Raw genomic sequence first — 13,247 nt, forward strand, 5'->3', positions numbered from 1 at the left:
GTGCAGGCCGGACCCCGTCGGGTCCGGCCTGCACCGCGTTGCCGTCCCGGGCTCCCAGGGTCTTTCTTCCGGATCAGGCCGGCCCCGAGCGACCGCGCCACCTGGCGCCCCGCGACACCGGCAAGATCCGGAAGAGAGGCCCTAGCCGTCCCGCCGGGGCACGAGCTTGTCGAGATCCAGGCTGATCTCGAACGGGACCGGGCGCTTGAGGGCGCCTCGGAAGATGCCGGCGGGTGCGTAGGCGCCGGTCGGTCCGTCGAGTTCGTAGACGTGCACGACGGGCGCGCCGCCCTCGTCCTCGATGCACCAGTAGTGCGGGATGCCCGCCTGCGCGTACTTGCGGAGCTTGACGGTACGGTCCCGGTGCGCGGACTCCGGGGAGACGACCTCGATCACGAGCCGTACCTCCTCCGGTGTGAACCAGGTGCGGTCTCCGTCGTAGTCGGCCGTTGTCAACAGAAGGTCCGGTTCGGGCCGGTTCCGTTCGTCGAGCCTTATGGTCATCTCACGGCCGACCCTGACATCGCTGGGCGCCTGCTCCATGAGAGCGACGGTGAGCATGGTGACGAGGTGGCCGTGCCACCACCTCTGGGGCGACATCATGAAGACAAGCGCTCCATCGATCAGCTCGGTGTGGCGTGGTGCCTCGGGGAGGCGGTCCAGGTCCTCCGCGAACCAGCCTTCCTCGCGCGGCGGGCGCATCCAGTCGGGCAGTGCGGTCATGGGTCAACGGTAGCCATTCGACGTGGCCCGGGCCACGAGATCGTCAACCGGTCGCGCCGACTCGGCCGGCGTCTGCGGCACGCGTTCCGGAACGGTCCAGGCCGGGTCCGGGCGCCAGCGGGACCAGGCCGGGTCCCACCACGGTTCGCCCCGGTCGAGGGCGAGCGTCAGCTCGCGGGCCGCCTCGCGTACCCGGTCGGCCTCGCCCTCGGCGAAGCCGCCCGCCGCCGCCCGGCTCTCGAAGTGGTCGACGTCCTTCCAGCGGTAGGGACCGCCGTCGCCGGGCACCCACATGTCGAGTTCGAGGTCGAGGGTGTCGATCCCGAGGGTCGTCCTGCGGAACGGCCGCTGGAAGTTGACGTACCAGTCGTGACGGGAACGGTCGTCGTTCCAGAAGACCCAGACGGCGTACAGGTCGCCCGGCCTCTGCAGCTGGAGCACCCCGGGCGACTGCCAGGTGTCCGCGACGGCCTGCCAGGGATGCGGGCCCCAGGAGAACGGGCCCGAGCCGAATGTCAGGGGCGTGTGCCGTGCCATGTACAGCGCCAGCAGCTCGTCGCCGTCCTCCACCACACGCACGGGACAGGTGATCCACGGCCGGTCGTCGAGCAGCTCGCGGCGGACGACGACCTGTCCGGGAGAGAAGCGTTCTGTCATGCCCGTACAGAAACACATCGCCCGGCCGGTCCCCGGCCCCCGGGTGCGCCGGCCTGGTCCGAGCCGTGAACAGGGGCCGTTCCCACGGCGGTTAGAGTGGTTTGGTTGGAGATCTTGGAAGCGGGGGCGTGGGATGTTCGGAGGGCGGAAGCGGGCGGCTCGGGACAAGCGGTACGCGCAGGAGGGGCCGGCGGAGGAACGGTACGTCGTCGGAGAACTGGACGATCACGACGAGGCGCTGCCGCACGTCCCCGCGCCCGCCGAGCCCGGCACCTGGCAGGCGCCCGACGCCCTCGAACAGCACCTGTACGAGCTGCTGACCCGCCATGCCGCGAGCGAGTGGGCGGACGAGGAGGCCGCGGAAGAGGCCCGGGGCGACATGACCCTCGCCTACCTGGAGGCCCTCGCCGGCGACCTCGTGTACGTGCCGTTCCGCCGCGAGGAGACCTCGCCCGATCCCGCCCGGCGCACCTTCCACGTGCACGACACCCCCGTCGGCCGCCTCGTCGCCGTCTACACCCGCGGCCTGCTCCCGCGCCCCCACCCGCACCTCGTCTTCGAGGCGTACACCCTGCGCGAACTGGCCGACGACCTGCCCCGTGACGTCGACGGCATCGCCGTGAACAACCAGACCCCATGCCCGATACTCATGGCGGCCGACGCCGAGGAGCGCCAGGTCTGGCGGGCGCTGCACAACGAGCACTGGGACGAGGACGGCCGCGCCGAACGGCTCGTCACCCTGCGCACCGGCGCACCGCCCCTCGGCCCGCTGCTGCACGGCCTGGCCCTCGGCGCCCACATGTGCTTCGTCAACGGCGAGGCCTGGAACAACCCGCACTACCACGGGCTGGGCCTGTCCATCGAGCACGAGCGGCTCGCCAAGTGGTGGGGCGTCACCGACCGGACCTCGTGGCAGGAGACCCAGCGGCGCCTCCTCGCCCGCGAAGTCACCCCCTGGTACTGGGAGTTCGTCCTCGACACGCGCACCGCCCTCGCCCACCGGCACACCGACGGCCGGCTGCAGGCCGTCGACGCCACGGCGTGGCGCGAGAGCGTGGAGAGGACGCTGCGGGAGCGGGCCGCACAGCAGCCGGACCAAATCGGCCCGGACTGGGAGGAGTTCGTCGGGCACGTCGTGGGCCTGGTCGGACAGGTGCTGCGCTACGAGGGCAGGTTCCGCGCCGACGGCCTGCTCGCGGCGGACGCCGCCGTGCGCTCGGTCGCCGCCTGGGACATCGGCCGCGCCTCGATGATGGCCCGCTGGGGCTACGGCGCCCGGTTCGCCACCCGCGCCGAGATGCGCGAGGCCGTCGTCGAGGCGAGCGAGGCCGCGCAGACCGCCCACACCTCCTGGCAGGACTTCTCCGCCGGCTATGCGCTGGGCCGCTGCCTGCACTTCGACGACGAGGAGTTCGGCGGCTGGTACCAGGAGATGCTCGCCGCCCACCGGACCCTGGCCGGCCACCCGGACAGCCCCTGGCAGACCGTGCCCTTCCACGTGCCCCGGGGGACGGCGCTCGGCGCGTAGCGGCGGCGCACCCCCCTCGGCCGGACGGGGCCGGGCTCTTCGGAGTCCGGCCCCGTCCGCGTGCCGGGATTCCGTCGGCCGGTATCTCCGCCAGGCGACCGCAATGCTGAAAGGATTCCACCCACCCGAAATTCACGTCCTCGCTGAAAGTCCCCTGACAAGGGGGGTTTAGGGGGCCTGGTAGGGGGATGACCGAGCCGCTTCACCCGGATAGATTTGCGGCACTGTCTTGACCGTGAAGGGGTGAATGGGGAATGGCTCAGAATTCTCGACCGAAGCCCGAATTTCCGATGTGGCCGCAGTTCGGGGAAGAAGAGCGCACCGGTCTCATACGCGCTCTCGAACAGGGCCAGTGGTGGCGCATGGGGGGCAGCGAGGTCGACACCTTCGAGGCGGAGTTCGCGGCCTACCACGGCACGCAGCACGCCCTGGCGGTCACCAACGGCACGCACGCCCTCGAACTCGCCCTGCAGGTCCTGGGCGTCGGCCCCGGCACCGAGGTCATCGTGCCGGCGTTCACCTTCATCTCCTCCTCCCAGGCGGCCCAGCGGCTGGGCGCCGTGGCCGTCCCGGTGGACATCGACCCGGGCACCTTCAACATCGACCCGACGGCCGCCGCGAACGCCGTCACCCCGCGCACCGCCGCGATCATGCCGGTCCACATGGCCGGCCAGATGTGCGACATGGACGCGCTGGGCAAGCTGTCCGCCGACAGCGGTGTGCCCCTGATCCAGGACGCCGCCCACGCGCACGGCGCCGAATGGGCCGGCAAGAAGGTCGGCGAACTGGGCAGCATCGCCGCCTTCAGCTTCCAGAACGGCAAGCTGATGACGGCCGGCGAGGGCGGTCTCGTCACGTTCGTGGACGCCGAGCAGCGCGAGCAGGCGTTCCTGCGCCACAGCTGCGGCCGCCCGAGCACGGACCGGTACTACTACCACAAGACCTCCGGCTCCAACTTCCGGATGAACGAGTTCTCCGCGAGCGTGCTGCGCGCCCAGCTCGGCCGCCTCGCCGGGCAGATCGACACGCGCGAGCGCAACTGGCCGGTGCTGTCCGGGCTGCTGGCCGGGATCGACGGCGTACAGCCGCAGCTCATCGACGAGCGGGTCACCCGCAACCCCCACTACATGGCCATGTTCCGCGTGCCCGGCCTGAACGCCGAGCGCCGCAACCGGCTCGTCGACGCGCTCATCGAGCGCGGGCTGCCCGCCTTCGCCGCCTTCCGCGCGATCTACCGCTCCGACGGCTTCTGGGAGACCGGCGCGCCGGAGGAGACGCTGGAGGCGATCGCCGCCCGCTGCCCGAACACCGAGGCCGTGTACGAGGACACGATCTGGCTGCACCACCGCACGCTGCTCGGCGCCGAGGAGCAGATGCACCAGATCGCCGAGATCGTCGCCGAGACCCTGGCGACGCTGTGACCGAGCCCGTACGCGTGGCCGTCGTGGGGCTCGGCTGGGCGGGCCGGGAGATCTGGCTGTCCCGGCTGGCCGGGCATCCGGCGTACGACGTCGTCGCGGTGGCGGACGCGTCCCCCGCCGCCCGCGAGGCGGCCGCCGCCGCCCGGCCCGGCGTCCGGGTCCTGGCCGACGCCGAGGAGCTGACGCCGGACCTCGTGGACCTCGCCGTGGTCGCCGTACCCAACCATCTGCACACACCGGTGGCCTGCGGGCTGCTCGGCCGGGGCGTGCCGGTCTTCCTGGAGAAGCCCGTCTGCCTGACCTCCGCCGAGGCGGCCCGGCTGGCCGCGGCCGAGCGTACGTCCGGCGCGGTGCTGCTCGCGGGCAGCGCGGCACGCCATCGCGCGGACGTCATGGCCCTGCGGGACGCCGTCGCCCGGGAGGCCGGCGAGATCCGGCACGTCGAGGTGTCCTGGGTGCGGGCCAAGGGCGTGCCGGACGCGGGCGGCTGGTTCACCCGCGGCGACCTCTCCGGCGGCGGAGCGCTGGTCGACCTGGGCTGGCACCTGCTGGACACGGTCACCCCGCTGCTCGGCCCGGTCGAGTACGAACAGGTGGTCGGCTCGGTCTCCGGCGACTTCGTCAACGCGGCCGCGAGCGGCACCTCCTGGCGCCACGGCGGGGGCGCGGCACCGGCCGGAACCGGGGACGTCGAGGACACCGCGCGAGGGTTCCTGGTGACCTCCGGCGGCGTCTCGGTGGCGCTGCGGGCCAGCTGGGCCTCGCACGAGGCGGTCGACACCACCACCATCCGCGTGGAGGGCAGTGCCGCGACGGTCGCGCTGCGCTGCACCTTCGGCTTCAGCCCCAACCGCGTGGGCAGCCCCGAACTGCTCCTCACCCGGGCCGGCGAGTGCGTGCCGGTCCCGTTCGACACCGAACCGGTGGGCGCGGAGTACGACCGCCAGCTCGATGCCCTTCCCGGGCTGCTCGCCGACCCCGGCGCGCGGGGCAGGGCCGTCGCCGAGGCGCGGCGGACCATCGGCGTCATCGAGCGGTTCTACGACTCGGCCCACCGCGTCCGGCGTGCGCCGGCGGTGGCCGCCGCGCTCTGAGCCACCGCGCCCCGCCCTATTCCGTACCGCCCGCACGACCCGCGCCGTCCGCATGGCACCTCCACGCCGCGGCGTGCGCCCGTACCGACGTCAGGGAGACCCCCATGCACTCTGGTATCAGCCTCGCTCCCGGCCCGACCGGCAGTCCGTTCGCCCACCCCAAGAGGGTGGTCGTCTTCGATCTCGACGGCGTGATCGTCGACAGCTTCGCGGTCATGCGGGAGGCGTTCAGCCTTGCGTATGCCGAGGTCGTCGGCGAGGGAGAGGCGCCGTTCGAGGAGTACGAACGCCATCTCGGCCGGTATTTCCCCGACATCATGCGGATCATGGGACTGCCCCTGGAGATGGAGGAACCCTTCGTCCGGGAGAGCTATCGGCTCGCCGGCCAGGTCAGGCTCTTCCCCGGCGTCCCCCAGCTCCTGCGGGAACTGCGCGAACGGGGCTTCGGCACGGCGATCGCCACGGGCAAGGCCGGTGACCGTGCCCGGCACCTGCTGGACACCCTCGGGGTGCTGCCGTACTTCGACCACGTGCTGGGTTCCGACGAGGTGGCCCGCGCCAAGCCCGCGCCCGACATCGTGCTGCGCGCGCTGGAGCTGCTCGGCGCCCGTCCCGAGGAGGCCGTGATGGTCGGCGACGCCGTCACCGACATCGCGGCGGCACGCGCCGCGGGCGTCGACGCGGTGGCCGCGCTCTGGGGCGAGTGCGACGCGGCCGAACTGCTCGCCGTCGGCCCGGACGCGGCCCTCCGAGAGCCGGCCGACCTGCTGACCCTGTGCCCCGCCGCGGCGGGAGCGGCCTGACCCGACACCGTCCGACACCGACGGCCCGCCGTTGACCGGGGGGCGGGTCGTACGGCCGGGTCTGGCTGGTGTGGCTTTGGCCGGTGCGGGTCGGGTCGTATGGCCGGGCCCGGCCGGTCCGTCGTCGGGCGGCGCGGGGTTGGTTCGTATGCCGGGTCCGGCCGGGTCTGGCTGGTGTGGTGTTGGTCGGTGCGGGTCGGGTCGTATGCCCGGGTCCGGCCGGTCCGTCGTCGGGCGGCGCGGGGTCGGTTCGTATGCCGGGTCCGGCCGGGGCGGCGCCCGGCTGTAGCGCCGAGGTCCTCGGCCGGTGTCGCTGGCCGGTACGAGGCCGGTCCGCATGCTCGGTCCGGGCGGTGCCCCACGCACCGGCCGGACCCACGTGTGCGCTGGTGGGGAGGCTTCGTGCCCGCCCGGGGCCGCCCGCCGCCCGCCGTTGTCCGCCCGCCCGCCGCCCGGCTGCGCCGAGGTCCTCGGCCGGTGTCGCTGCCGGTACGAGGCCGGTCCGCATGCTCGGTCCGGCCGGTGCCCCACCCACCGGCCGGACCACACGTGTGCCTTGCCGGGGAGGCTTCGCGCCCGCCCGGGGCCGCCCGCCGCTGTCCGGCCGCCCGCCGCCCAGTCCCGCTGTCCGGCTGATCGCCGCCCGGCCCCCCGTCCGGCCGCTCATCACCGGCCCCCTGTCCGGCCGCCCGTCGCCCGGCCGTGTCCCGGCCGGCCGCTCGCCGCCTGGTTGCTCTGCGCGGCTCGGCCCCTGCCGACTCTGCGGGCGCCCGCCGGCCGCTCGCCGCCTGGTCGTTCTGCGCGGCTCGGCCCCTGCCGGCCCTTCGGGCCCCGGCCGGCCGCTCGCCGCCTGGTTGTCCTGCGCGGCTCGGCCCCTGACGGCTCTGCGGGCCCCGGTCGGCTCCGGGCCTGACGATCGGTGGGCCTCATCCCTCGCTTCGCTGCCCGGCCGGGTGGTCCGGCCGGGCGTTTCGGTGCAGGGCGAAGAAGTGCTCGTACATGCGGAGCTGGTGGGTCAGCATGTGGTCGCCGTGGTGGACGGGGAGGCCGTGCGCGGCGGCGGTGCGCAGGAGGCGGGTCTCGCGCGGGGTCATGACGATGTCCGCGACCACCGTGCCCGGGGCCAGCGACGCCGGGTCGAAGGGGAGCGGGTCGTCCGTCCGCAGGCCCAGCGGGGTCGCGTTCACGACCAGGTCCACCGCGGCACCGGCCGGCGGCGCTCCCGCGTGCACGCGCCCGTCCGCGTGCCCCGACAGCCGGCGCAGCACCGTACGGACCCGCTCCGGGTCCACGTCGACCACGTGCAGCCGCGCCACCCCGGCGAGCACCAGCGCCGCCGCGATCGCGCCGCCCGCCCCGCCGGCGCCCACCAGGGTCACCCGCTTCCCGGCCGGCGAGTGCCCCGCGGCGACCAGCCCGGCCACGAAACCGGCCCCGTCGAAGTTCTCCGCGTACCAGCGCCCGTCCGCACCGCGCCGCAACGCGTTGGTGCCGCCCGCCAGCCGCACGGCGTCGCTGTGCACCTCGGCGAAGTCCCGGGCCGCGGCCTTGTGGGGGACGGTCACCAGCAGCCCGTCCACGTTGCCCGCCTGTTGCAGCCCCCGCACCACCTCCGCCAGACGGTCGGCGGGCGCGTGCACCGGCACCAGAACCGCGTCGACGCCCAGCCCGGCGAAGACCGGGTTCAGCAGTTCCGGTGCCCGCACCTGCTCCACCGGATCACCGAGCACCGCGAAGAGCCGGGTGCGGCCGGTAATTCTCGGCTGCACCCCAGCGGAATGCGACATCGACAACGCCTCCGATCAATTCACCGAGCGCCGGCGTGGAAAATCGCCGCGCTTCGCCACCCTCTCCCGGGAAGCCCCCCTTACCCCTGGTCCGACGTCGATTCAGGGACCTGTTAGGGGGGGTGTTAGTGGTTCAGGGGCCGGGCCGCGATGTGACGCTGATGCCCTCACCCAGCAGTCCCCTTTCGACGAGAGGTGTTTCGCCATGCTGCGAACCGAACTGATCCGGCCGGTGCCCCAGCTGCTGAAGGCGAACGCCGATCGTTTCGGGGCCAAGGTCGCCTACCGCGACGCCGGGCGCAGCGTGACCCACGCCGAACTGGAGGACCGTACCCGCAGGCTCGCCGGTCACCTCGCGGGCCTGCGGCTCCAGCCGGGGGACCGGGCCGCGATCCTGCACGGCAACAGCGTGGAGTTCGTCGAGAGCTACCTCGCCGTCACCCGGGCGGCAGCCGTCGGCGTCCCCCTCAACCCGCGCCTCACCGAGGCGGAACTCGCCTACATGCTGGACGACAGCGGTGCCCGGGTGCTGATCACCGAGCCGGCTCTGCTGGACGTCGTCACACGCCTCGCCCAGGACCGCCCGCACCTGAGGATCGTCGTCACCGGCCGGGGACCGGCCCCCGCCGGCACCGTCTCCTTCGAGACGCTCGCCACCACCGAGCCCGCCGAGCCCGCCCGGGACGACCTCGGCCTGGACGACGTCGCCTGGATGCTCTACACCTCCGGCACCACCGGGCGGCCCAAGGGAGTGCTGTCCACCCAGCGCAACTGCCTGACCTCCGTGGCCGCCTGCTACGCCCCGATACCGGGCCTCACCCACGAGGACCGGGTCGTGTGGCCGCTGCCGCTCTTCCACAGCCTCGCCCACATCGTCTGCGTGCTGACCGTGACGGCCGTCGGCGCCACCGCCCGGATCGTCGACGGGTTCTCCGCGGCCGACATCCTCGACGCCGTACGCGAGGAGAAGGCCACCTTCCTCGCGGGCGTGCCGACGATGTACCACTACCTGGTGCAGGCGGCCCGCGACAGCGGGTTCACCGCGCCCGACCTGCGCATGTGCCTGGTCGGCGGCGCCATCACCACCGCCGAACTACGCCGCTCCTTCGAGGAGTTGTTCGGCGCCCCGCTGCTGGACGCCTACGGCTCCACCGAGACGTGCGGCTCCATCACCATCAACTGGCCCACCGGCGCCCGGGTCGAGGGCTCCTGCGGACTGCCCGTCCCCGGCCTGGAGGTACGGCTGGTCGACCCGGAGACCGGCGCGGACGTGCCCGTCGGCAGCGAGGGCGAGGTCTGGGTCAAGGGCGCCAGCGTCATGGTCGGCTACCACAACCAGCCGGAGGCCACCGCCGACGCCTTCCACGACGGCTGGTTCCGCACCGGCGACCTGGCCCGCCGCGACGAGCAGGGCTACTTCACCGTCACCGGCCGCATCAAGGAACTGATCATCCGCGGCGGCGAGAACATCCACCCCGGCGAGGTGGAGAGCGTGCTGCGCACCGTCCCGGGCGTCACCGACGTGGCCGTCGCCGGCCGGCCGCACCAGGTGCTCGGCGAGGTCCCGGTCGCCTTCCTCGTGCCCGGACCGCAGGGCGTCGACCTGGAACGCCTCTTCGAGGCCTGCCGCGAACGCCTCGCCTACTACAAGGTCCCGGAAGAGCTGTACGAGATCGACCGCATCCCGCGCACCGCGTCCGGCAAGATCATGCGGCACGTCCTGCTGGACCGCCCGGCCCGGCTGCGCGCCTCCGGCGACGGCCGCTACGAGTCCCTGCTGCGCACCGACTGGCTGCCGTCGCCGTCCGTGCCCGCACCCCGGATCACGCCCGGCCACTGGGCGCTGGCCGGTGACATCCACGGCACCCCGCTCACCGACGCCCTGCGCGCCCTCGGCCACACGGTGGACACCCACCTGTCCCTGGGCGGGCTGGCCGAACTGGCCGACGTCGACGCGCTGGCCGGCATCGACGCGCTCGACACCCTGCTGGAGGAGATCACCGGCGGCGCTCAGGCGCCCGACGTCGCCCTGCTCCTGCTCGGTGACGCCCACGGCAACGGGCCCGCCGGCCGTACCGAGGCGATCGAGGCGGTGGCCGCCCGGCTCGGCGAGACGCTCGACGCCTGGCTGGCCGAGGAGCGGACCGCGGCCGTCCGGCTCGTCGTCGTCACCCGGGACGCCGTCGCGACCGGTCCCGACGACGCCCTCGACGACCTCACCCACCCCGCGGCCTGGGGTCTGGTGCGCTCGTACCAGAACCGGTTCCCCGGGCGGCTCGCCGTCACGGACCTGGGAGCCGACGAGGAACACGACCCGGCCCGGCTCGCCGCCGCCCTCTCCTCGGCCGTCGCCTCCGCGGAACCCCAGACCGCCGTCCGCGACGGTGTCGTCCTGCGCCCCCGCCTGGTCCGCGCCGCGGCTGTCGGCAGCGCCTTCTCCCCGGCCGCCGGCGGCACCGCCGGCGCCCCCGACACCAGCGGCACCGTCCTGGTGACCGGCACCGACGGCGCGGCGGCCGAGCACCTCGTCCGGCACCTCGTCACCCTGTACGGCGCCCGCCGTGTCCTGCTGGCCGGCCCCGAGGCCCGCACGCACACCGCGCTGACCGACGAACTCGCCGCGGCCGGTGCCGAGGTGCGCACCGAGACCTGCGACCTGACCGACCGCAAGGCACTCGCCCGGCTGTTCACCCGGTCCGGCCCGCCCATCACCGCGGTCCTGCACCTCTGCGGACGCGAGGACACCGACACCCCGCAGGGGCGCCGCCAGGCACTGCACGCGGCCCTCGCCCTGCACGAGGCGACCAAGGACTCCACGCTCGCCACCTTCATCCTGGTCGGCACCGCCGACGGTCTCCTCGGCACCGGCGGCAACGGCCCCGCCGCCACCGCCGCCGCCCTCGACGCCCTCGCCGGCCACCGGCACGCGCACGGCCTGCCCGCGCTCTTCCTGGCGCTCGGCCCCTGGGAGGGCGACAGCGCCACGGCCGCGTCCGGCCGGCCCTGGCCGGTCGGCACGCTGTCCCCGCACGACACCCTGGCCATGTTCGACGCCGCGCACACCGTCGCCCAGCCCCAACTGGCCGTCCTGCGGCCGGACGTCACCGCCCTCGGCGACGGTGAGGTGCCCGTGCTCCTCGCCGACCTCATCGACGTGCCCCGCGGTACGGGCGCCACCCCCGACGAGCAGGCCGCGCAGGCCCTGCGGGACCGCCTCGGCGCCCTCTCCGAGACCGAGCGGCAGCGCGCGCTGCTGGAACTGGTCGCCGGGCAGGTCCGGGCCATCACCGGCCTGACCGCGCTCGACACCGGCCGCAGCTTCAAGGAACTGGGCTTCACGTCCGCCGGCGCGGTCGAACTGCGCAACCGCCTCACCGAGGAGACCGGCCTACGGCTGCCCGTCACCCTCGCCTTCGACCGGCCCACGCCCACCGCCGTGGCGGCCGAACTGCACCGCCGGCTCTTCGGCGGCCCCGCGGAGACCCCGGCCGTCGAAGAGCCGGAGACGCCCGGCTCGGACGAGCCGATCGCGATCGTCGCCATGGGCTGCCGGCTCCCCGGCGGGGTCACCGGCCCGGAGGAGCTGTGGCGGCTGGTCGCCGGCGGCACCGACGCCGTCACCGGGTTCCCCGCCGACCGCGGCTGGGACCTGGACCGCCTCTACCACCCCGACCCCGACCACCCGGGCACCTCGTACACCCGGCACGGCGGTTTCCTGCCGGACATCGCCGCGTTCGACGCGGGCTTCTTCGGGATCTCCCCGCGCGAGGCCACGACGATGGACCCGCAGCAGCGCCTGCTGCTGGAGACCTCCTGGGAGACCTTCGAGCGGGCCGGAATCGATCCGACCGGGCTGACCGGGGCACGCGTCGGCGTCTACAGCGGGCTCATGCACCACGACTACGGCAGCGACGTCCGGCAGGCGCCCGAGGGCACCGAGGGCTACCTCGGCATCGGCAACTCCGGCAGCGTCGCCTCCGGCCGGGTCTCCTACACCCTCGGCCTGGAAGGCCCCGCCGTCACCGTCGACACCGCCTGCTCCTCCTCGCTCGTCGCCCTCCATCTCGCCGTCAGGTCCCTGCGCAGCGGCGAGTGCACCATGGCCCTCGCGGGCGGTGCGGCCCTGATGCCGACCCCCGGTGTCTTCGTGGAGTTCTCCCGCCAGCGGGGCCTGGCCGCCGACGGCCGCGCGAAGGCGTTCTCGGCCGCCGCCGACGGCACCGCCTGGTCCGAGGGTGTCGCCGTCGTCCTCCTGGAGCGGCTGTCGGACGCGCGGCGCAACGGGCATCCGGTGCTGGCGGTCGTGCGGGGTACGGCGGTCAACCAGGACGGTGCCTCCAACGGCCTGACCGCCCCCAGCGGCCCCGCGCAGGAGCGGGTCATCCGGCAGGCCCTCGCGGACGGCGGACTGACCCCGGCCGACGTGGACGCGGTCGAGGCGCACGGCACCGGCACGACACTCGGCGACCCGATCGAGGCGCAGGCCGTCATCGCGACCTACGGCCAGGACCGCCCGCAGGACCGCCCGCTGTGGCTGGGCTCGCTGAAGTCCAACATCGGGCACGCCCAGGCCGCCGCCGGCGTCGCCGGTGTCATCAAGATGGTGATGGCCCTGCGCCACGAGGAACTGCCCAGGACGCTGCACATCGACCGGCCCACTCCGCACGTCGACTGGTCGGAAGGGGCCGTCGAACTCCTCACCGAGGCGCGGTCCTGGCCGCGTGAGGAGGCGCGAGCCCGGCGGGCGGGTGTGTCGTCGTTCGGTGTGAGCGGGACGAACGCGCACGTGGTGATCGAGGAGGCGCCCGCCGAGGAGGTGCCCGAGCGGGAGTCCGGGTTCACCGGTCCGGTGCCGTTGGTGGTGTCGGCGCGTTCGGCGCGGGCGTTGAAGGCGCAGGCGGAACGGCTCGCCGACCACCTGGAGACGACCGGGCAGGCCCTGCCGGACGTCGCCTACTCCCTGCTCACCACGCGCGCCGCCCTCGACCACCGTGCGTCCGTCGTCGCCGACGGCCCGCGCGAGGCCGTCGAGGGGCTGCGGGCCGTCGCGGCCGGCGACGACGCGACGCCCGTCCCCGACGGCCCGCTGGCGGTGTTGTTCACCGGTCAGGGGTCGCAGCGGGTGGGGATGGGCCGTGGGTTGTATGCGGCGTATCCGGTGTTCGCGGAGGCGTTCGACGAGGTGGCGGCGGAGCTGGACTGGCATCTGCCTCGGTCGTTGAAGGACGTGGTGT

At 74.0% G+C, this 13,247-nt stretch carries 8 protein-coding genes; 5 read left to right on the forward strand and 3 right to left on the reverse strand.

The features are described from left to right. Positions 1-141: 141 nt before the first annotated feature. Both ABZ923_RS39235 and ABZ923_RS39240 read right to left on the reverse strand, forming a co-directional pair. Positions 142-723 (reverse strand): Uma2 family endonuclease, encoded by a 582-nt coding sequence (locus ABZ923_RS39235; RefSeq protein ID WP_361482505.1) that lies wholly within the window; start codon positions 721-723, stop codon positions 142-144. 3 nt (positions 724-726) lie between these two features. After that, the gene (locus ABZ923_RS39240) at positions 727-1,380 is read right to left on the reverse strand and encodes a DUF402 domain-containing protein (RefSeq protein WP_361482508.1); all 654 of its coding nucleotides are present in this window, start codon (positions 1,378-1,380) and stop codon (positions 727-729) included. 133 nt (positions 1,381-1,513) lie between these two features. Here ABZ923_RS39240 and ABZ923_RS39245 point away from each other — a divergent pair, with 133 nt between their 5' ends. The 4 genes from ABZ923_RS39245 to ABZ923_RS39260 all read left to right on the forward strand — a co-directional run bounded on the left by ABZ923_RS39245 (position 1,514) and on the right by ABZ923_RS39260 (position 6,226). Then, positions 1,514-2,908, forward strand: coding sequence for a DUF1266 domain-containing protein (locus ABZ923_RS39245; protein ID WP_361482511.1), 1,395 nt, complete (start codon positions 1,514-1,516; stop codon positions 2,906-2,908). Between the two features lie 290 nt (positions 2,909-3,198). Beyond that, a complete protein-coding gene (locus ABZ923_RS39250) occupies positions 3,199-4,329 on the forward strand; it encodes a DegT/DnrJ/EryC1/StrS family aminotransferase (RefSeq protein WP_361482525.1) in 1,131 nt (376 codons plus the stop codon). After that, positions 4,326-5,423 (forward strand): Gfo/Idh/MocA family oxidoreductase, encoded by a 1,098-nt coding sequence (locus ABZ923_RS39255; protein ID WP_361482514.1) that lies wholly within the window; start codon positions 4,326-4,328, stop codon positions 5,421-5,423. Before ABZ923_RS39250 ends, ABZ923_RS39255 begins: the two co-directional genes overlap by 4 nt. A gap of 104 nt (positions 5,424-5,527) precedes the next feature. Beyond that, entirely contained in the window at positions 5,528-6,226 is a 699-nt protein-coding gene (locus ABZ923_RS39260) for an HAD-IA family hydrolase (protein WP_361482517.1), read from the forward strand. Between the two features lie 926 nt (positions 6,227-7,152). Here the strand turns inward: ABZ923_RS39260 and ABZ923_RS39265 are convergent. Next, a complete protein-coding gene (locus ABZ923_RS39265) occupies positions 7,153-8,013 on the reverse strand; it encodes a shikimate dehydrogenase (protein WP_361482520.1) in 861 nt (286 codons plus the stop codon). A gap of 205 nt (positions 8,014-8,218) precedes the next feature. On the opposite strand from ABZ923_RS39265, the gene ABZ923_RS39270 reads away from it, so the two are divergent. Next, the coding region (locus tag ABZ923_RS39270) for a beta-ketoacyl synthase N-terminal-like domain-containing protein (RefSeq protein WP_361482522.1) at positions 8,219-13,247 on the forward strand (5,029 nt) is incomplete at its 3' end.

It is taken from the genome of Streptomyces sp. NPDC046881 (genome assembly GCF_040645015.1).
Lineage (GTDB): Bacteria > Actinomycetota > Actinomycetes > Streptomycetales > Streptomycetaceae > Streptomyces.

Bases quoted from the DNA above. Each gene is read 5' to 3' on its own strand.
- ABZ923_RS39235 (WP_361482505.1), bottom strand. From the start codon at position 723: ATGACCGCACTGCCCGACTGGATGCGCCCGCCGCGCGAGGAAGGCTGG.
- ABZ923_RS39265 (WP_361482520.1), bottom strand. From the start codon at position 8,013: ATGTCGCATTCCGCTGGGGTGCAGCCGAGAATTACCGGCCGCACCCGG.
- ABZ923_RS39240 (WP_361482508.1), bottom strand. From the start codon at position 1,380: ATGACAGAACGCTTCTCTCCCGGACAGGTCGTCGTCCGCCGCGAGCTG.
- ABZ923_RS39260 (WP_361482517.1), top strand. From the start codon at position 5,528: ATGCACTCTGGTATCAGCCTCGCTCCCGGCCCGACCGGCAGTCCGTTC.
- ABZ923_RS39245 (WP_361482511.1), top strand. From the start codon at position 1,514: ATGTTCGGAGGGCGGAAGCGGGCGGCTCGGGACAAGCGGTACGCGCAG.
- ABZ923_RS39250 (WP_361482525.1), top strand. From the start codon at position 3,199: ATGTGGCCGCAGTTCGGGGAAGAAGAGCGCACCGGTCTCATACGCGCT.